This window comes from uncultured Aquimonas sp. (genome assembly GCF_937888285.1).
Classification (GTDB): Bacteria; Pseudomonadota; Gammaproteobacteria; order Xanthomonadales; family Xanthomonadaceae; genus Aquimonas.
The window spans coordinates 17,845-36,756 of sequence record NZ_CALART010000086.1 but is presented as its reverse complement, the minus strand read 5'-3'; the positions used below and the strand labels follow the sequence as shown (position 1 = coordinate 36,756).

Below are 18,912 nucleotides of genomic sequence, written 5' to 3'. Positions count from 1 at the left end.
TCGCCAGGGCCTTACACCAAAGGGCTGTCCCAATAGGGACAGCCCTTTTTCTTTGCGACTTGGCACTCAGACATTCGCCGGTCTGCGGTCACGCATCGCCGTGCGGCCGGATCCGCCTCGGCAGACGCCGAACTCCTTGCTGCGACGGCGATACTGCCCGCTCAACAGCGGGGCATGTCATTCGGCGCAGCAACCTGCTCTCGGCGACATTCGACAGCTCCAGTGCGCAGGCTGAACGAAAGCACAGATACTTGAGGTGGACCTGTGCCTGCGCTCTTGCCCTGAGCGGCTGCTGACCCCATCCTGTTGGGTCCCGTCGAAATGACCCAAGCCCATGTTCAATGACGCCTCCACGCTGACCGCGAACGGCGGGCAGCCTTCCAGCAGTAGTGATGCCCAGGCTCATTGCCCCTGCGGTAGCGGCAAGGGCTATGAACGCTGCTGCGGACCCCTTCACGCGAACAATGTGCAGGCCAAGGACGCACTTGCGCTGATGCGTGCACGCTACAGTGCATACGTGCGCAAGCACGTCGACTACCTGCTTGCGACCTGGCATCCCAGCACCCGGCCGCCCACGCTGGACCTTGCCGATCGCCCCGGACTGCGTACGCACTGGCTCGGCCTGCAGGTGATCTCCCACCGAACGCTGGATCCCCAGCGGCAGGAGGTCAGTTTCATTGCGCGTGTGAAGGTCGGTGGCGGCCCCGCACAGCGCCTGGCCGAACGCAGCCGCTTTCTCAATGAGAACGGCGTCTGGTTCTATGTGGACGGCGAAATCGGCCCCAAGTAAGCAAACCCGAACATGACTGCCGCCGAGCCGCCGGCGGGACTCGACGCCGCGCTGAAGGAAGAAATCCGCGCGCGCTATCTGGCCGTCAGGACCCGCTTGCCCGGTTTCGTGCAGCGGCAGAGCCAGCGCGAAATGATCGCCGCGGTGGCACGCGCCTTGGCTGAGCCGAGCGGTGTGCTGGCAGTGGAGGCGCCAACGGGCACCGGCAAGTCGATGGCCTACCTGTTGGCGGCACTGCCGCTGGCGCTCTCGCGCAACCGCAAGCTGGTCATTGCAACGGCCACCGTGGCGCTCCAGGAACAGCTCGTCGAGCGGGACATCCCCGCCTTCCTGGCCGCCAGCGGGCTGCAGGCCGATATCGTGCTTGCCAAGGGCAGGCAGCGCTACGCCTGTACACGCAATCTGCATGAACTGACCCGGAAGGACGCAGACATCCCCCAAGGGGGCTTCGACTTCGGCACGGAACCAGTCACTGCTGCCTGGCCTCGCCCGCCTCGGGCCGGGGAAGCCGAACAGCTTGCCGAGCTCCTCCGATTGCTGCAGGGCGGACAGTGGGACGGCGACCTGGACCGTGCACCAGCCGCGATCGAAGACGACACGCGCCGTCTGATCACCACTTCCGCTGGCGGGTGCAGCAACCGTCGCTGTGCATTCATCGTCAGCTGTCCGTTTGTGATCGCCCGCAATCGCCTGCAGCGGGCACAGCTGGTGGTGGCCAACCACGATCTCGTGCTCGCAGATCTTGAACTCGGCCGCGACGAGGACGGCTCCGGCGGCGTCCTCTTGCCGGCGCCGCGCGACACGCTGTACGTGTTCGACGAAGCCCATCACCTGCCGAGCAAGGCGATTGACCGCGGCAGTGCGGAGGTAGCCCTGGTCGATGCGCGAAGACGGATTCAGCGCCTGGGGGCCCCCTTGCGCGCGGTATTCCTGGCGGCAGGCCGCGAGCGGATCGGGCGTCTGGATGCGGCCCAGATCGACACGCTGCTGGATGAGCTCGCTGAAGGCCTGGACAGGCTTGCTACTGAACTGGACCGCGCCTGGCCACTTGATGCGGCCAGCGAACAGGCGCAGTGGAGGGCGAGCCTGGGTCAGCTCCCCGAGCAGTGGAGGCAACTGGCGCAGGCCCTCTCTGCGCGGACCCAGGAGCTGCTGCGCTGGCTGCCATCGGCACTCAAGGCGGTCGTTGAGAGCGAGCTCCCGCCTGATCGCCGCGAAACCGTCGCGCGCGAACTTGGCCTGGCCCGCGAGCGTCTTGAGGGACAAGCGACGCTGTGGTGGCTGTGGTCGCAAGAAGAACCGCCCGACGTTCCGCCGCGCGCGCGCTGGCTGCAGCGCGCCGACGACGGCAGCCTGGTCTGCCATGCCTCTGAAGTATCGGCGGCGCCCACCCTGCGCCGCGTGCTGTGGCCGCAGGCCGCCGGTGTGGTGCTGGCGTCCGCCACGCTCTCGCTGGGGGGAGATTTCCGCAGCTATGCCGCCCAGGTCGGCCTGCCCGATCACGCCGACACCCTGGCTCTGCCCTCGCCTTTCGATCTCAGGCATCAGGCCCGCCTGCAGGTGCCGAGAATGAAGGCGTCCCCGGACCAGCGCGACGCCCACGTTGCCGAACTCGTGCAGTGGTTGGACGAGCATCTCGACTGGGGGCAGGGCAACCTTGTGCTTTTCACCTCCAAGGCCAAGCTCGAACAGAGCCTGGCCTTGCTACCGCCGCAGCGGCGCATGCGCGTGCTCGCCCAGGGCGCGCGCAGCAAGTCCGCCCTGATTGCTGCGCACACTGCCGCCGTGCAGGCCGGACTCGGCAGCACCCTGTTTGGTCTCGCCAGTTTCGGCGAGGGCCTCGATCTTCCCGGCCGTCTGTGCGAGACGGTGGTCATCACCCAGCTCCCTTTCGCCGTGCCGACCGATCCGGTGGGTGCCACCTACGCCGAGTGGCTGGAAGCGCGTGGTCGCAATGCCTTCGTCGAGGTCACCATCCCGCAGGCGACGCGGACCCTCATCCAGTACTGCGGGCGTCTGATTCGCGGTGAGAGCGACACCGGCCGGATCGTGATCCTCGACAATCGAGTGCTCAGCCGACGCTATGGCTCGAGAATGCTCGCAGCGCTCCCGGATTTCGCCCGCGAACTGGGCTGAAGCCATTGCTTTGCAACCCCTTCCCACCGGTTCGCCACGGGGAGCGGGCGGCGACAGCGGGGCCTGGAACCGGAATCGCGTGCCCTGGGATTGGACCGCGCGACCAAGCAACTCTGCCGGCTCCCCCGACTCTTCAGCGGCTTTCCACGTCAACAGGCAGCGGCTTCAGCGGCGAGCTGTACCAGCCGACCACACGCCCGCGCTCGAAGCGCACATGTGAGGGACCGTACTCCCAGACGTCGGGCGCGCTGACCAGCGGGCTGCCGATCAGACGCTCCACCTGTGCTTCGGTGCTGCCGACACGGATCCGACGGCTTGGCGACACCGCAGCGGCACCGCCCTGGACCACGGCCCGAGGGGCCTGCGTCCGCGTGGGCGCGGCCCCGTACTCCGGGTCCAGCGTCTCCTCCGGACTGGGCGTGAGTGCCCACACCACTCCTAGGGCGACAGCCGACGCGAGCACGATGGCGCCCCTGCCGCGCCGCGGCGACGGCCCGAGCGGCGCCGGCGCAGATCCGCTGGAGGCGGCTCCCATTCCAGCACTGTCTTCGGCACCCGGGCCCGGAGCAGCAGCAACCGATGCAGCTGCAGGTGTGGCGGGCCGCAGCATGCCGCCCGGCAGGCGTCCATGCTCGCGGCCGAACTGTCGCAGCCGACGATAGGCGCCGGTGAGCTCGTGCAGCCTGCGGCTGCGGGCCTCGACGTCGAGGCTGTCGTGGGCGCGATCCGGATGCAGCTCGCGCACGGCCAGTCGCCAGGTGCGCTCCAGCGTCTCCATGCTGCAACCGGGCTGCAGCCCGAGAAGGGCATAGTCGGCGAGGTAGTCGTCGGTCGGCATGCGCTGAGCAAGTGTGACGGGCTTCTCATTATGCCCGGAAGCTCTTATCATCTCAGCGTGCGCGGTTCTGCGGAAGCCTTCACAGAGCCGCTTGGATACATCGCCGTCAGGAGCGCCCCGCGTGAGCCGCCGACACCACCTGCTGCACAAGCTCTTCGCCGTCCTCGTTCTGCTCGCCTGTGCTGTGCCTGCGACGGCGCAGGAAGGCGCCGACCTTTACCGGATCGGCGTTGACGATCAGCTGCAGGTCTCGGTCTGGCGCAATCCGGAGCTCAGCGTGAGCGTACCGGTGCGGCCTGACGGGCGCATTTCGGTGCCGCTGATTGGAGACGTGCTGGCGGGCGGCCGCAGCCCGGAGGAGGTCGCGCGCGACATCGAGGAGCAGCTCGCAGCCTACATCCGTGACCCCAAGGTGGCGGTGATCCTCACCGAGCTGCGCAGCCACGAGTTCATCTCGCGCGTGCGGGTGACCGGCGCGGTGCGGACGCCGATCTCGATTCCGCATCGACAGGGCATGACCGTGCTGGATGCGGTGCTGCAGGCCGGCGGAGTCAATGAATTCGCCGCCGCCAACCGGACCCGGCTGTACCGGCGCGAAGGTGAGGCCACCCAGACCCTGCCCGTTCGACTGGGCGCCATCCTCGGCAGCGGCGACCTCGACACCAACATCGAAGTGCGGCCGGGCGACGTCATCACCGTTCCGGAGCGCGCCCTGTGAAACCGCAGGCCCTGCCGGGCCCGGCGGGCTCGCCGGGCGCCGAGCTGTTCGAACGCCTGCCGATGATGCTGGCCGAGCTGCGCCGGCACGGCGCCCTGCTGCTGGCCGGCTTCGGCCTGATCGCCCTGGCTTTCCTGGCGGCGGGCATCCTGATGCCGCGCAAGTACCAGTCCGCCAGCACCATCCTGGTCGGCGAGGCCAACATCATTGCGCCGCTGATGGAAGGGCGTGCCGTGCCGACCGGCGTCGCCGATCGCGCGCGCATCGCCCGCGAGGTGATCTTCAGCCGCGCGATCATGACCGAGATCCTCAAGGCCGGTGGCTGGGACGAAGCGGTCATCGAGCCGCTGGCGCGCGAACGCCTGGTCGAGGAGATCAAGCAGCGCACCCGCGTCGACAGCCCGGGCGCCAACCTGATCCGCATTACCTACACCGATGCCGATCCCGAGCGTGCCTTCCGGGTGGCCTCGCGCTACGCCGAGTTCTTCATCAGCGAGAGTCTCGCGGCGAAGGAGCGCGAGAGCCGCGAGGCCTTCGAGTTCATCGCTGCGCGCGTCGACGAATACCACCGCAAGCTCACCGACGCCGAAGAGCGCCTGAAGCAGTTCCGCGCCTCCAACCTCGATGCGCGACCCGGCACCGACATCGATGTCCGCACCCGAGTCGCCGAGATCCGCTCGCAGATCGAGGGCGCCCGCACCAACCTCTCGGAACTGCAGATGCGCGAGGCCGCGCTGCAGGCGCAGATCAGCGGCGAGGCGGAAGTCTCCGACCTGCGCTCGCGCTCGGCCCAGTTCCGCCTGCGCATCGCCGAGCTGCAGGCGCAGCTCGACACCCTGCGGCTGGACTACACCGATTCCTATCCCGACGTCGTGCGTCTGCGCCACCAGCTGGAAGACACCCAGGCGGCGCTCGCCCGCGAGGAGCAGGCCGAGGCTTCGGGCGCCCGCGGCAGCGACGTCGCCGCGGCCAGCAACCCCCTCTACCAGCAGCTGCGCTCCGATCTCGCGCGGGTCCGCAGCGACATGGCGGCCCTGCGCGCGCGGATCAGCGAGAACGAATCCCTGCTGCAGTCCGAGCTCGATCGCGGGCGCCGCGTCGCCGACAGCGAGGCCTCGCTGGCCGAGCTGACCCGCGACTACGAGGTCAACCGCGAGATCTACCAGGACCTGCTGCGCCGGCGCGAGAACGCACGGGTCTCGATGAGCCTCGATGCCGAGCAGCGCGGCCTCACCTTCCGCATCCAGGAATCCGCGGCCCTGCCGCTGCAGCCGACCGGACTGCGGCTGATGCATTTCGCCGCGGCGGGTCTCGGGCTGGGCATGGCGGTGCCGCTGGGCCTGCTGTTCGCCCTGCTGCAGATCGATCCGCGAGCACGCAGCGCGCAGGCCCTGGCGCAGACCCTGCCGGTGCCGGTGCTGGTCAGCATTCCGGAATTGCGGACGCGCTCGGATCGTCGGCGCACCCTCATCAAGTTGGCCACGGCACTGCTGGTGGTGACCGGCGTGCTGTGCCTGTATGCCTGGGCGGCGATCAGCCGCGGAGTAATCGTGCTGTGAGCAAGCGTCACGAAGTCGAACCACAGCAGGTCGGCAAGGCGCTGGCCCAGCGCAGCGGCAGCCTCGCGCCGTTCACCGGCAGCCAGCTGCAGGCGCGCCGCATCGTCAGTCACGACATGGCGGATTCGCGGCCGGCCGACGCCTTCCGCGATCTGCGCACCCAGCTGCTCGCCCGGGTCGGCGGCGGCAGCCTGAGCCTGCTGGTAGTGCCGGTCGCTCACGGCAGCGGCGGCAGCTTCGTCTCGCTGAACCTCGCCTCGGCGATGGCCTTCGACGAGCGCCGCACGGTCATCCTGGTGGACTGCTGCCTGCGCGCACCGCAGCTGCATCGCCGGGTGGATGTCGCCGCCGACGCCTATGGCCTGGTCGACTTCCTCGAAGGGCGGGTCGACCGCGTCGAGCAGGTCGTGCACGCCACGGGCGTGCCGCGCCTGCTGCTGGTGCCGGCCGGACCGCGCCGCGAAGCCAGCGGCGACCTGCTGGGCTCGGCGCGGATGCGCCTGCTGCTGGACTCGCTGCGCGGCACCAGCGACGCGGTCAGCGTGATCCTCGATGCGCCCGCCGTCGCCGCTTCGCCGGATGCCCGGATTCTCTCGACCATGGCCGAGCTGTCGGTGCTGGTTGCCGGTTACGGCCGCGATACGCCGACGGCCGTGCAGGAAGCCATCGCCGTGCTCGACCGCGTCCGCCTCGCCGGCGTCGCCTTCAACCGCGTTCCGAACTGAGCCTCACGCCGCGGCCTGCCCGCTGGCGCCGACCCGAGGAGCACCCCCATGGCATTGCAAACCAGAACGCCTCCCGTGGCCGCCGCAGCGACGCTCGCCACAGCCTTGGCCCTCGCATGCCTGCCGCTGCAGGCCCAGGTCGCCGGCGAGCGCCCGCTGAGGCTGGACTACCGGCTCGGCCTGGGCATCGAGCACAGCGACAACATCCGGCGTACGCCGGCCGAGCCGATCAGCGAAACCGTGCTGCTGCCGAACCTGGCCTTCGCCCTGTCCGGCGACGGCGAGCGCTTCAGCGTGCAGGCGGCGGGGGACGCCGAATTCCGCGACTACCGCGACGGCGCCTTCGACAGCGAGCTGCGGACGCGCATGGGCTTGAGCGCGGCCTGGCGGATCCTGCCCGAGCGCCTGAGCTGGAGCTTCGAGGACTACCTCGGCCGCCAGCCCATCGACGCCTTCGCCATCGACCGCCCGGACAACCAGCAGCGCACCAATGTGCTGGTGACCGGTCCCACGCTCAGCCTGCGCCCGGATCCGCGCACCCGCGTGCTGGCCGAGCTGCGCTATGTCGACTCCTGGGCCCAGCGCACGCGCGAATTCAACAGCGACCGCTGGAACCTCGCCCTGCGCGGCCTGCGCCAGTTCTCGACCACCCATGCGGGCTCTGCCCACCTCGAGTACAGCGATACGCGCTTCGAGCGGACCAGCGCCACCGTGCAGTCCTTCGAGCGTCTCGACGGCTTCCTGCGCTGGGACCGCCGCGCCGCCCGCACCGAATTGTCGATCGACGTGGGCGCCAGCCGGATCGACTTCGAGGATGCCGAATCGCGCGACGGCAGCCTGCTGCGGCTCAACGCACGCTGGCTGCCGGACGAAGCGCAGAGCGTCGAACTGAGCGCGGCCCGCCAGTACTCCGATGCGGTCGCCGACCTGATCGGCGCGGCGCCGCGCCTGGAGGACTTCGAACTCCCGGTGGGGCTGCCCAGCCTGCGCAGCACCTTCCTCAACCCTGACGTCTACCGCGACACCCGTTTCGGCATCGGCCACACCCGCCGCGGCGCGGGCCTGTTCTCGCGCATCGACGCCTACTGGCGCGACCAGGACTACGCGCGCAGCGACGCACTCGACCAGAAGGTGCGCGGCGCCAGCCTCGGCCTGTCGCGGCCCCTGCGCGAGACCCTGAGCCTCAACCTGTATGCCAGCATCGATCGACGCGAATACCTGCTCGACGCCCGCGAGGACCAGGACAGCCTGGTCGGTCTGGCCCTGCGCTGGCAGTGGCTGCGCAACCTCGAAGTGGAGGTCGGCGCCAGCCGCGCGCGCCGCAGCAGCGACCTCGCCAGCCAGGCCTTCGAGGAGAACCGCTATTTCCTGGGCATCCTGTATCGACGCGACTGAGCGCCGCCCTGCGCCGCCGGCGCGGACCGCCGGCGCGCGGCATGCCCGACCGCGAAGCCCAGCGGCGGCCGCGGCATACTTGCCGCTTCGAATCCCCGCTGGAGCACCGCACCCGTGACTGCGAGGTCCCTGCTGCAGGACGCCGCCTGCACGCGCGTGGTCGCCCTGCATCTCGACGCCCTCGAAGCCGACTTCGAGCTGCTCGACAGCGAGGAGCGCGCGCGCGCCGTGCGCTTCGCCACGCCGCTGCTGCAGCGGCGCTTCATCGCCGCGCATACGGCCCTGCGCCGCCTGCTTGGCTGGGCCACCGCGCAGCCCGCGCAGTCCCTGCGGATCGTCGCCGACGCGCTCGGCAAGCCGGTGCTGGCCGATGTCCCCGACCTGCACTTCTCGCTCAGCCACTGCGGCGGCCAAGCCCTGCTGGCGCTGGACAGCGCGCCGGTGGGCATCGACATCGAGGCCCTGATCCAGCGCGATACCGAGGTGCTGGCCCGCCAGATCCTGGCGCCAACCGAGCTGGAACGCTGGCGGCGCGCGCCGCTGGCCCATCGCGTCGAACTGCTGACCGAAAGCTGGACCCGCAAGGAAGCGGCGCTCAAGGCCTGCGGGCTCGGCCTGCGCACCGATCCGGCGAGTTTCGAGGCCGCCGAGGGCGAACTCGAACTCGCGCACGGTGGACGCTTCCTGCTGCGGACCCTGGCGGCAGCGCCGGGCCACTGCGCGGCGCTGGCGCAGACGCCGCCGGCGCGGCCGCTGTGTCTGCTGCGCCTGCTGCCCGCACAGCAGCTGCAGCACGCATCGCTGGAAGCCGGCTCGGCCGCATGAAGAAGCCCCTGCCGGAAAAGACCTGTCCGGTCTGCCAGCGCCCCTTCAGCTGGCGCAAACGCTGGGAGCGCTGCTGGGACGCGGTGATCTACTGCTCGGACGCCTGTCGCCGCGGCACGCCGCGCGGAGCGGCGCCCCAGGCTGCGGCTGCTACCATCCGACCCCACAAGAAAACACGCTAGTCCACCGTTCGAGTCGCGCCCGGCGCGACCCGGCACAGGTGGCGCAGGTGTCGGACCGGATCACCCCGGGGAGGGGCCTGATGATCGCCGGGTGGGTGCTGCTGCTGGTTTCGCTGGTCTATATCGCGATCCTGTTCGCGGTCGCCTACTACGGCGATCGCCGTCCGCTGTATCCCGAGCGGACCTGGCTGAGGCCCATCGTCTACAGCCTGGCGCTGGCGGTGTACTGCTCGTCCTGGACCTTCTATGGTGCGGTCGGCACCGCGGTCTCCAACGGCTGGGCCTTCCTGCCGATCTACCTGGGGCCGATCCTGCTGTTCCTGTTCTTCAGCGGGATCATGCGGCGCCTCATCCACATCGCCCGCGAGCAGTCGATCACCTCGATCGCCGACTTCATCGGCAGCCGCTTCGGCAAGTCGCAGGGCCTGGCCGCCCTGGTGACGGTGATCGCCGTGATCGCCGCGGTGCCCTACATCGCCCTGCAGTTCAAGGCAGGCGCCATGAGCATCGCGGTGCTCAGCGGCACCGAGGCCGTGGCGGGTGGCCAGGCGGTGCTGGCCGATTCGGCCTTCTATCTCGCCGTGCTGCTGGCGGTGTTCGCGATCCTGTTCGGCACCCGCCAGGTCGACGCCACCGAACACCACCACGGCCTGATGCTGGCGGTGGCGCTGGAATCCCTGGTCAAGCTGCTGGCCTTCATCGCGGTCGGCCTGTTCGCGCTGCACTACGTGCCCGAGGACTGGAACCCCCTGTCCGGACGCACGCTGGCCGCCCAGGGCCTGGACGCCATGCCGAACGGCTTCATCGCCCAGACCGTGCTGGCCTTCCTCGCCATGTTCTGCCTGCCGCGCCAGTTCCAGGTCGGCGTCGTCGAGTGCGAGAACCCCGGCGACCTGCGCTATGCGCGTTGGCTGTTCCCGCTCTACCTCGTGGTCATCTGCGTGCTGGTGCTGCCGATCGCCGCGGCCGGCACATCGCTGTTCGCCGGCAGCGGCGTGCATCCGGACTCCTACGTCCTGCGGCTGCCGCTGGCCGCCGGCGAGAACGCACTGGCGCTGTTCGCCTACCTCGGTGGCTTCTCGGCGGCGACCGGCATGGTGATCGTCGCCACCGTCGCCTTGGCGACCATGGTCAGCAACGACCTGGTGGTGCCGGCCCTGCTGCGCACCAGCCGCTACGCGCAGGGGGCACCGCCCGATCTCTCGGTGCTCGTGCTGCGCGTCCGCCGCATCACCATCGTCGTGCTCGCCCTGCTGGCCTACGCCTACCACCGCGCCGCCGAGACCCACAGCAATCTGGCCGAGATCGGTCTGCTGTCCTTCGTGGCCGTGGCCCAGTTCGCACCGGCGATCATCGCCGGCCTGTACTGGCGCGGCGCCAGCCGCATCGGCGCGATCGGCGGGCTGTGCGCCGGCTTCGCCGTCTGGACCTACACCCTGCTGCTGCCGACGCTGGCCAACGCTGGCTGGATGGACGCCGAGTGGACGCGCAGCGGGCCGTTCGGCTTCGTCTTCCTGGAGCCGCAGGCGCTGTTCGGGCTGAGCGGCTGGAACGCGATCACCCACGGCACCTTCTGGACCCTGCTGCTCAACAGCGCGGCGCTGATCCTGCTGTCGCTGCGCTATCGCCCCAGCATCGACGAGCGCCTGCGTGCGCTGCCCTTTCTCGACCCCTGGTACCGGCGCCCCGTCGGTGCGGTCACCGAGTGGCGCGGCCGGCTTTCGGTGGCGGACCTGCGACTGATCGCCGAGCGCATCCTCGGTGCGCGCGCCACCGCCCGTGCCTTCGAGGACTACGCCCGCGAAACCGGGCGTGAGCTGGCGGATGCCGACGCCGCCGAGCGCGGCTTGCTGCAGTACACCGAACGCCTGCTGGCCGGCGCCATCGGCGGCGCCTCGGCGCGGCGCGTGCTGACCACCGCCCTGCGCGGATCGGGCCTCGACCTCGGCGAAGTCGTCTCGCTGCTCGACGAGGCCTCGCAGGAGCTGCGCTTCAACCGCGAGCTGCTGTCGGCGACGCTGGAGAACATCTCGCAGGGCATCAGCGTGGTCGATGCCGAGATGTGCCTGGTCGCCTGGAACCGGCGCTACCTGGAGATGTTCGAGTACCCGGAGGGCATGGTCTATGTCGGCCGCCCGGTCGCCGACCTGATCCGCTTCAACGCCGAGCGCGGCGAGTGCGGGCCCGGCGATGTCGACGAGCATGTCGCCAAGCGCGTGCGCTACATGCAGCGCGGCAGCCCGCACGTGTTCGAGCGCGTGCGCGCCGACGGCAGCGTGATCGAGATGCGCGGCCGGCCCATGCCCGGCGGCGGCTTCGTCACCACCTTCACCGACGTCACCGCCTACAAGCGCGTCGAGCACGCGCTGATCGATGCCAACGAGACCCTGGAGCAGCGCGTCGCCCAGCGCACCGGCGAACTCACCCATGCGCTTGAGGCCCAGCGCGCCGCCAAGCAGGAGGCCGAAGCCGCCAACCAGTCCAAGACCCGTTTTCTGGCCGCTGCCAGCCACGACCTGCTGCAGCCGATGAACGCTGCCCGCCTGTTCACCGCGGCACTCGCGGCCAAGCCGCATGCCGACCCCGATTCGCGGCTGCTGTCCTCGCGCATCGACAGCGCGCTGCGCGCCGCCGAAGACCTGCTCGACGGCCTGCTCGACATCTCCCGCCTCGACTCCGGCTCGCTGAAGCCCGAGCCCACCGTGTTCGCGGCCGCCGAGCTCTGTCATTCGCTGCAGGAACAGTTCGCCCCGATGGCCGAACAGCGCGGGCTGGAGCTGCGCGTGCACGCGCCGCCGCTGGCCTTGCGCAGCGACCGCGGCCTGCTGCGGCGCATCCTGCAGAACTTCGTCGCCAACGCCCTGCGCTACACCCAGCACGGCGGCGTGCTGCTGGCCGTGCGGGCGCGCGGCGACAGCGTCGAGTTCCAGGTCTGGGACACCGGCCCGGGCATTTCCTCCGAGCACAGCGCCGCGATCTTCCAGGAGTTCCACCGGCTCGACCAGCCTTCGCCCTGGGGCGAGAAGGGCCTCGGTCTTGGCCTCTCGATCTGCGAGCGCATCGCCCGCATGCTCGATCATCCGATCGCGCTGCGCTCGCTGCCCGGCCGCGGCAGCGTGTTCAGCGTGCGCGCGCCGCGCGCGGCGCTGGCCGACATCGTGGCGCCGCGAGTGGTTGAAAGCAGCCCGGGCCCGGTCGCCGGCCTGCGCGTGCTCTGCGTCGACAACGACCCGAGCATCCTCGAAGGCATGCGTGCCCTGCTCGAACGCTGGGGCCTGCAGGTCGACACCGTGACCGGGCTGGAGCCGGCGCTGCAGCAGGTGCGCCAGGCGCGTCCGGACATGCTGCTGATCGATCTGCATCTGGGCGAGAGTCTCGACGGCCTGGCGGTCCTCGACATCCTGCGGCGCGAGCTGGCACCCACGCCGCCGCCCGGCGCCCTGATCACCGCGGAAAGCGGCGACGCGCTGCAGCGCCGCTGTCGCGAGGCCGGCTATCCGCTGCTCAACAAACCGGTGCGGCCCGCGGCCCTGCGCGCGCTGATCGCGGCCCTGTCGAAGCGGCGGGAGCGTCCGCCTGCGGCAGGATAGGCGCCGCTCGCGGCCCGGCGCAACGACGCGCAAAGGCTTGATCTGACGCGCTTGACGACGTGTTTCTACGGTCGGCCGACAATTCCGCAACGGACATGCAGGCCGGGTGATGGTATGAAGCAAGGCGGACAGTTGTCGCAGCCGCCCTTGGCAGGCGCGTGACGCGTCCATCTGCCGTCCCGATTCGACCCGAGGAGCCCTGCCATGAACCGGATGCCTGCGTTCACCTGTTCCCTTCTGATCGTGCTGTCGAGTCTGCTGGCGCTCGCCGCAGCGGGGGAAGTCCGTGCAGAGGCCAAGGCCGACTTCGAGCTGCGCGCGGTGCAGGCCGACCAGGCCGCGCCGCGGGTCGTCCGCGCCGGCGAAGCCTTCACCCTGGTGTTCAGCGGCGTCTGGCTGGACAGCTGTGTGCCGCGCCTGCTTGGCTTCGAGGGCGAAGGGCATCGACGCGTGCTGGTGCTGGAGGCGAGGCCGATCACCCAGGCCTGCGCCGCGGTGCTGACCCCCTTCGAGCAGCGCATCGAAAACCTCAGCTTTCCCGCCGACTTCGCCGGCATCGTCGAGATCGCACTGGTCGCCGGCGGAACGGAATGGCTGTCGACTTTCGATCTGACCGTGCAGGGCAGCGGGCAGGATGCCCCTGCTTTCAGCGCCTTCAACGTCGAAGGCGCCTGGTACTCGCCGCGCTTCAGTGGCTCTGGCCTGACCCTGGTGCAGTCGCGCGTGGGCGAGGCCGACAGCCTGGTCGGCATGTGGATGAACTTCGACAGCGCCGGCGCGCCGCGCTGGTATCTGCTGGCCAACAGCGCGTGGGTCACGCCGACGCGGGTCGAAGGCGTGGTCTATCGCCTGACGGGCCAGCCCTACGCCTGCACCCTGCAGTACCCCAACCCGGACTGCGAATTGGCCGCGGTGGCGCGCGAACAGGTCGATGAGGCCGGCGAGTTCGCCATCGATTTCGTCGACGGTGCAGCGGCGCGCCTGCAGTTCAGCCAGCTCGGCGCGGATGGCCAGCCGGTGCTGGCGACGCCGATCGAGATCCGCAGCCTGCGCTGACGGCTGTAGCGGCCCAGGCGCCGCGCGCGCCACCCGCAGTCGGGATCGCGCGGCGCCGCCGTTTCAGCGTCCCGTGGCGGCTGGCGAGCGTGCACGTCGCCTTGGCCGCAACGCGGTCACACTGCGGGCTCCACTCCCAAGGTCTCGTCCGCATGCTCGACCTGTACTACTGGCCCACGCCGAACGGCCACAAGATCACCCTGATGCTGGAGGAGTGCGGTCTCGACTACCGCATCGTGCCGGTCGACATCGGCAGCGGCGCGCAGTTCGAGCCGGACTTCCTGAAGATCGCGCCGAACAACCGCATGCCGGCCCTGGTCGATCACGCGCCCGCGGGCGGCGGCGCGCCGCTCAGTCTGTTCGAGTCCGGCGCGATCCTGCTGTACCTGGCCGAGAAGACCGGGCGCTTCCTGCCCGCCGACCTGCGCGGCCGCCACGAGGTGCTGCAGTGGCTGTTCTGGCAGATGGCGGGGCTGGGGCCGATGCTCGGCCAGAACCACCACTTCAATGTCTACGCGCCGGAGAAGATCCCCTACGCGATCGACCGCTATGTGCGCGAGACCGCGCGTCTGTACGGCGTGCTCGATCGTCGCCTTGCCGACCGCGCCTTCATCGCCGGCGACTACAGCATCGCCGACATGGCCTGCTATCCGTGGATCGTGCCGCACGAGCGCCAGGGCATGCGGCTGGCCGACTTCCCGAATCTGCAGCGCTGGTTCGAGTCGATCGCGGCCAGGCCGGCAACGATCGCCGCGTATGCCAAGAGCAAGCCCTGGGAGCGCAGCGGCCCGATGAGCGAGGCGCAGAAGCGCATCCTGTTCGGCACCAGGCCTGCCTGATTGCGTTGGCGAGGCGGCGAGCCATCGCCGCCAGCGCCGCACCGTCACCGCTTCTGGCACAGAGCCTGCACGTCGGCGCCCATGCCCGAGAACACGCCCGGACTGCTGGCCCGCTTCATCGAGATGATCGGTGACGCTGTCTGCGTGGTCGATCGCGAGGGACGCTTCCAGTACATCAGCCCGGGCGGTCGCGAGGTCTTCGGGCGCGAGCCGGAGTCGATGCTGGGCACGCGCATGCTCGACTACCTGCATCCGGAGGACCATGCCCGAACGCTCACGGCGGCCGCCTCGGTGATGCGCGGCGAGCCGCTGCGCAACTTCCACAACCGCTACCTGCGCGCCGACGGCAGCGTGGTTGACCTGTCCTGGTCGGCGCGCTGGTTCGAAGAGGAACAGCTGCGCATCGCCGTCGCCCGCGATGTCACCGAGCTCAAGCAGGCGGAAGCGCGCCTGGTCGCGATGGCCCGCACGGATCCGCTGACCGGCCTCGCCAACCGGCTGCAGATACAGGAGTGGCTGCAGCAGGCGCTGGTCGATGCGGCCGCGCGCGGCCAGCGGCTGGCCCTGCTCTACCTGGATCTCGACCGCTTCAAGGACATCAACGACCGCCACGGCCATCCCTTCGGCGACCGCGTGCTGCAGGCCTTCGGCGAGCGTCTGCGCGCGCTGCTGCAGCCTGCGCAGCGCGTCGGCCGGCTCGGCGGCGACGAGTTTCTGGTGCTGGCCCCCGCCATCGCTTCGCAGGCGCAGGCCTGCGACATCGCGGAAGCCCTGTGTCGACAGTTGGCCGCGCCGCTCGCGGTCGACGCCCAACGCATCGTGCCCGGGCCCAGCGTCGGGCTCGCGCTCTACCCCGACGACGCCGACGAAGCCACCCAGCTCATCCGCGAGGCCGACCGCGCGATGTATCGGGCCAAGGCCGCTGGCGGCAGCTGCGTGCGCGGCGGCGCGTGGATGCGCGAGGCGCTGCGGTCCACCGAGTCCTGAAGCCGGCGGCTGGCGGTAGGCGCAGCGCGTGGCGGTCGCCATCGGCCGCTGCTAGACCATCTGAGTCGCTTTCAGGGATACCCGCAACGCTGCGTGGTAATGAGATGCTCTTGAAATAAGAAGCCCTTGGCACACACTGGTCGCCCGCCAGGCGCGGCTGTTTGTAGGAGCGAGGTTGCTCGCGACCGGCAGGACGGTGCAAGGCGCTGGCAGCGGTCGTCTGCAAGCAGGCTCGTCCAGGGAGCGAAAGCGGACGAATTGCTGCTTCTTCAAGACCACCTGCGCCGCTGCGCCGCGCTGGGGCGCTCTCAAGAAACAGAATCGTAAGTGTTTGATTGTATTGGATCACCTTCGCGGCAGCACGGCATGAAAATCCGGCCGAAACAGCGTCTAGCGACCCTTGGTTCGTCGCCCCCGCGAAGGCGGGGGCCCAGACCGGAACTGCAGCAGCGGCCGGATCACTGGATCCCCGCCTTCGCGGGGATGACGCCCCCATGTTTCTTCGAGAACACCCGCCCCGCGACGCGGGGCTGAGAGGCTCTCAAGATCTACCCGGCCCAAGCCGCTCCAGCGCCGCGCGAGCGTCGCGGAACAGTCGGCTGGAGGCGCTGCGCGGATCCTCCTGCAGGGCGGCCACGCTGGGGGCGAGCAGGGCGTGCGCCGCTTCAGGCTGGCCCGTGCGCGCCAGCAGCAGGCCGCGCAGGGCATCGAGCTGGTGCTGCCACAGGCCGGAGCCGCGCGCGCTCTCCAGCACTTCGGCATCCAGCGTGTCGAGCAGACCCTGCGCGACGGACGGGTCAGCCCGCTCGATCGCCAGCGCGGTGCGCAGCACGCCGAGATCCTGGGCCTGCGGTGCGCGTTCGCCCAGCGCCTGCACCAGGGCCTCGTGGGCCGGCTCGATCTGGGCGGCGGCCTCGGCGTCGCGGCCCATCTCATACAGCAGCCGCCCCCAGTTGCCGCGGCTGACCTGGCTCATGTTGTGTTCGTCGCCGAGGCGCGCGCGGATGCGCTGATAGACCTGCTCGGCATAGGGCAGAGCGCGTTCCCAGTCGCTGCGCCGGAAATACACCGCCATCAGCTCGTTGAGCAGGCCGAGGTGGCGGGTATGCGCTTCGCCCAGACGCTCGATCACCACCGGCCGCGCCGCCAGCAGCAGGGCCTCGGCTTTTGCGTCGTCGCCAAGGTAGCTGTGGCTGCGCGCCACCGCGATCTGCACCAGGGCCACCAGCAGGGCGGGATCGCCCGGCCGCGATCCGGCCTCGGCGATCAGGGCATCGGCCTCGTCGCGGGCCTGCGCGTGCTCGCCGGACTGGCCCAGGGCGACGATCAGATCGACTCGCAGGCTGTCGCGCAGGGCTTCGTTGCCGGGCTCGGCGATCTCCACCGTCGCCAGCGCCTCGCGCAGCGCCGGCACCGCCTCGCCGAAACCGCCGCGGTTGAAGTGCAGGCTGGCACGCGCCTTGGCCAGCGCATGCCGGTGGCGGGCGTCGGCGGGCAGCGCTGCAGCCTGAAGCCGCGCCAGCTCGGCTTCACCGTCCTCGAAGCGCGACAGCCGCGCCAGCAGGTGCACGCGCAGAGCGCGGGCGCGCACGCTGTCGGTGCTGGCGGTACCGAGCTCGGCGTCGAACAGTTCCAGCGCACGCGTGATCTCCTGCTCCGCCTCGCCCCACAGGTCCAGGGTGGCGAACAGGCTGGCCAGGCTGGCGCGCACGCTGGCCTCGGTCTCCTGCTGCGCGGCGAAGCGCAGCGGCAGGCGTTCGCGCGCGGCCAGCAGCACATCGCGCAGCGGCGCCTCGGCGCCGCGCGCCAGTACCAGCGGATTGGCGCGGCTGATCAGGTCTTCGGTGAGGAAGCGCGTGACCGCATTGGCGCGCGCCAGCTCTGCCTCGGCGCGGGCGCGGGCTTCGTCGGTGCGCTGCTGCAGCCACAGAGAGCCCGCCAGCCCAAGCGCCAGCAGGCCCAGCACCGCCCACACAAAGGGCCTGCGCGCGCGGCTGCGGGCGAGCGCGGCCTGTGCCTCGCGCGCCGCGGCCTCGCTGCGCGCCTGATGTGCGCGGGCTTCGCGCCGTTCCGCCAGTGAACGCAGGCGCGTCGCCAGCTCGGCGGCGCTGGCGAGGCGCAGCGCGGGGTTGCCGTCAGTGGCGCGCTGCAGGTCCTCGCGCAGCAGCGGATCGGCGATCGAGGGCTCCCAGCCCGGCGCCATCGGCTGGCGCAGGCGTCCGCTCAGCAGCTGGTAGAGCAGGATGCCCAGCGCATACACGTCGCTCTGCACGGTCGGCGCCTGCCCGGCGAAGATCTCGGGCGCGAGGTAGAGCGGCGTGCCGGAGTGCGAATCCGCCGCCAGGTTCTCGGTCACCGTCAGGCCCATGCGGGTGATGCCGAGCTGCTCCAGGCGATCGGGATCGAGCATGCGTCCGCTGCCGAAGTCGGTCAGGCGCGCGCGCGGCTGCGGCGGCGCGCCTTCGATCAGCACATTGGCCGGCTTCAGATCCTTGTGCAGCACGCCCAGCGCATGCGCTGCCGCCACCGCGTCGGCGATCTGCAGGAACAGGGCGATGCGCGCCGACTCGTCAAGTGCACCCAGATGTTCGGCGCACCAGGCATCGAGATCGAGGCCGGCGTACTGGCATTCGAGGAAGTACGGCGGCTGCTCGAAGTTCCAGTCGATCAGGCCGACGAAGGCGCCGTCGTCGCCCGCGCCCTCCTGCAGCACGCGCAGCAGGGTGGCCTCGCGCTTCAGGCTGCGCAGGCGCTCGCCGTCGAGGGCGAACTTGTAGACGCGCTTCTCGCGGGTCTTGCCGTGCTCGGCCAGCCAGACCTCGCTGCCGCGGCGTGCCGCCAGCGCCTCGCGCAGCACGAAGTTGGGGCGCCCGGGCACGGCGTGGCCGGTCTTCAGTTCCAGCTGCACCGGCGCCTGCCGTCCCACCGCCGTGCGCGAGACCGGGCCGTCCAGCCGGTAGCCGATCCGCGCCTGGGTGGTGATGTGCTCGGCATTGGTCTCGCCCAGCGCGCGCCGCAGCTTGGTCACTGCGTTCGGCAGCACCTTGTCGACAGTGATGCGCCCGGCCCAGACCTCGGCCAGCAGCTCCTCCTTGGTGACCACTTCGCCGGCATGGCGCAGCAAGTAGAGCAGCACCTCCAGCGCGCGCCGCTCGACCTCGACCGGCAGGCCGGCGACCTTCAGCTCGTAGCGGGATTCGTCGAACTCGGCGGTGCCGAAGCGGTAGCAGTACAGGCCTCGTTCCATCGGGGCGGCAACCGGGCAGATCCAG

Annotated in this window: 14 protein-coding genes; 12 read left to right on the top strand and 2 right to left on the bottom strand. The window is 70.3% G+C overall.

What is annotated here, in order from left to right; translation table 11 throughout:
- Positions 1–334: 334 nt before the first annotated feature.
- Both Q0654_RS15850 and dinG read left to right on the top strand, forming a co-directional pair.
- The gene (locus tag Q0654_RS15850; protein WP_298855666.1) at positions 335–790 is read left to right on the top strand and encodes a YchJ family metal-binding protein; all 456 of its coding nucleotides are present in this window, start codon (positions 335–337) and stop codon (positions 788–790) included.
- Between the two features lie 12 nt (positions 791–802).
- A complete protein-coding gene (dinG, locus tag Q0654_RS15845) occupies positions 803–2,926 on the top strand; it encodes an ATP-dependent DNA helicase DinG (protein WP_298855663.1) in 2,124 nt (707 codons plus the stop codon).
- A gap of 133 nt (positions 2,927–3,059) precedes the next feature.
- Here dinG and Q0654_RS15840 read toward each other — a convergent pair whose 3' ends face one another.
- Entirely contained in the window at positions 3,060–3,764 is a 705-nt protein-coding gene (locus Q0654_RS15840) for a hypothetical protein (protein ID WP_298855661.1), read from the bottom strand.
- Between the two features lie 121 nt (positions 3,765–3,885).
- Here Q0654_RS15840 and Q0654_RS15835 point away from each other — a divergent pair, with 121 nt between their 5' ends.
- The 10 genes from Q0654_RS15835 to Q0654_RS15790 all read left to right on the top strand — a co-directional run bounded on the left by Q0654_RS15835 (position 3,886) and on the right by Q0654_RS15790 (position 15,640).
- Positions 3,886–4,482 carry an XrtA/PEP-CTERM system exopolysaccharide export protein gene (locus Q0654_RS15835; protein WP_298855660.1) on the top strand — a complete coding sequence of 199 codons (597 nt, stop codon included), beginning with the start codon at positions 3,886–3,888 and terminating at the stop codon, positions 4,480–4,482.
- Positions 4,479–6,041, top strand: a complete 1,563-nt coding sequence (locus Q0654_RS15830) for an XrtA system polysaccharide chain length determinant (protein ID WP_298855658.1) — start codon at positions 4,479–4,481, stop codon at positions 6,039–6,041. The genes Q0654_RS15835 and Q0654_RS15830 overlap by 4 nt, the downstream gene beginning before the upstream one ends.
- Positions 6,038–6,766 carry a CpsD/CapB family tyrosine-protein kinase gene (locus Q0654_RS15825; protein WP_298855656.1) on the top strand — a complete coding sequence of 243 codons (729 nt, stop codon included), beginning with the start codon at positions 6,038–6,040 and terminating at the stop codon, positions 6,764–6,766. The genes Q0654_RS15830 and Q0654_RS15825 overlap by 4 nt, the downstream gene beginning before the upstream one ends.
- 48 nt (positions 6,767–6,814) lie before the next feature.
- A complete protein-coding gene (locus tag Q0654_RS15820) occupies positions 6,815–8,161 on the top strand; it encodes an outer membrane beta-barrel protein (protein ID WP_298855653.1) in 1,347 nt (448 codons plus the stop codon).
- 114 nt (positions 8,162–8,275) lie between these two features.
- Complete coding sequence (locus tag Q0654_RS15815; protein WP_298855651.1) at positions 8,276–8,986, top strand: 4'-phosphopantetheinyl transferase superfamily protein; 711 nt, start codon at positions 8,276–8,278, stop codon at positions 8,984–8,986.
- A complete protein-coding gene (locus Q0654_RS15810) occupies positions 8,983–9,168 on the top strand; it encodes a DUF2256 domain-containing protein (RefSeq protein ID WP_298855649.1) in 186 nt (61 codons plus the stop codon). Before Q0654_RS15815 ends, Q0654_RS15810 begins: the two co-directional genes overlap by 4 nt.
- Positions 9,169–9,248: 80 nt before the next feature.
- On the top strand, positions 9,249–12,758 hold the full coding sequence (locus Q0654_RS15805) for a PAS domain-containing hybrid sensor histidine kinase/response regulator (protein ID WP_298855647.1): 3,510 nt from the start codon (positions 9,249–9,251) through the stop codon (positions 12,756–12,758).
- Positions 12,759–12,962: 204 nt separating this feature from the next.
- A complete protein-coding gene (locus Q0654_RS15800; RefSeq protein WP_298855645.1) occupies positions 12,963–13,814 on the top strand; it encodes a hypothetical protein in 852 nt (283 codons plus the stop codon).
- Between the two features lie 152 nt (positions 13,815–13,966).
- Positions 13,967–14,653: a glutathione S-transferase N-terminal domain-containing protein gene (locus tag Q0654_RS15795; protein WP_298855643.1), complete on the top strand. Its 687-nt coding sequence runs from the start codon at positions 13,967–13,969 to the stop codon at positions 14,651–14,653.
- Between the two features lie 81 nt (positions 14,654–14,734).
- Entirely contained in the window at positions 14,735–15,640 is a 906-nt protein-coding gene (locus tag Q0654_RS15790) for a sensor domain-containing diguanylate cyclase (protein WP_298855641.1), read from the top strand.
- A 541-nt stretch (positions 15,641–16,181) separates the two neighbouring features.
- Here the strand turns inward: Q0654_RS15790 and Q0654_RS15785 are convergent.
- Positions 16,182–18,887: a winged helix-turn-helix domain-containing protein gene (locus Q0654_RS15785; protein ID WP_298855639.1), complete on the bottom strand. Its 2,706-nt coding sequence runs from the start codon at positions 18,885–18,887 to the stop codon at positions 16,182–16,184.
- Between the last annotated feature and the right edge of the window lie 25 nt (positions 18,888–18,912).

What these genes read in the sequence shown, in the direction of transcription:
- Q0654_RS15850 (WP_298855666.1), top strand. Translation starts at nt 335, where the DNA reads ATGTTCAATGACGCCTCCACGCTGACCGCGAACGGCGGGCAGCCTTCC.
- dinG (WP_298855663.1), top strand. Translation starts at nt 803, where the DNA reads ATGACTGCCGCCGAGCCGCCGGCGGGACTCGACGCCGCGCTGAAGGAA.
- Q0654_RS15840 (WP_298855661.1), bottom strand. Translation starts at nt 3,764, where the DNA reads ATGCCGACCGACGACTACCTCGCCGACTATGCCCTTCTCGGGCTGCAG.
- Q0654_RS15820 (WP_298855653.1), top strand. Translation starts at nt 6,815, where the DNA reads ATGGCATTGCAAACCAGAACGCCTCCCGTGGCCGCCGCAGCGACGCTC.
- Q0654_RS15810 (WP_298855649.1), top strand. Translation starts at nt 8,983, where the DNA reads ATGAAGAAGCCCCTGCCGGAAAAGACCTGTCCGGTCTGCCAGCGCCCC.
- Q0654_RS15805 (WP_298855647.1), top strand. Translation starts at nt 9,249, where the DNA reads ATGATCGCCGGGTGGGTGCTGCTGCTGGTTTCGCTGGTCTATATCGCG.
- Q0654_RS15800 (WP_298855645.1), top strand. Translation starts at nt 12,963, where the DNA reads ATGAACCGGATGCCTGCGTTCACCTGTTCCCTTCTGATCGTGCTGTCG.
- Q0654_RS15795 (WP_298855643.1), top strand. Translation starts at nt 13,967, where the DNA reads ATGCTCGACCTGTACTACTGGCCCACGCCGAACGGCCACAAGATCACC.
- Q0654_RS15790 (WP_298855641.1), top strand. Translation starts at nt 14,735, where the DNA reads ATGCCCGAGAACACGCCCGGACTGCTGGCCCGCTTCATCGAGATGATC.
- Q0654_RS15785 (WP_298855639.1), bottom strand. Translation starts at nt 18,887, where the DNA reads ATGGAACGAGGCCTGTACTGCTACCGCTTCGGCACCGCCGAGTTCGAC.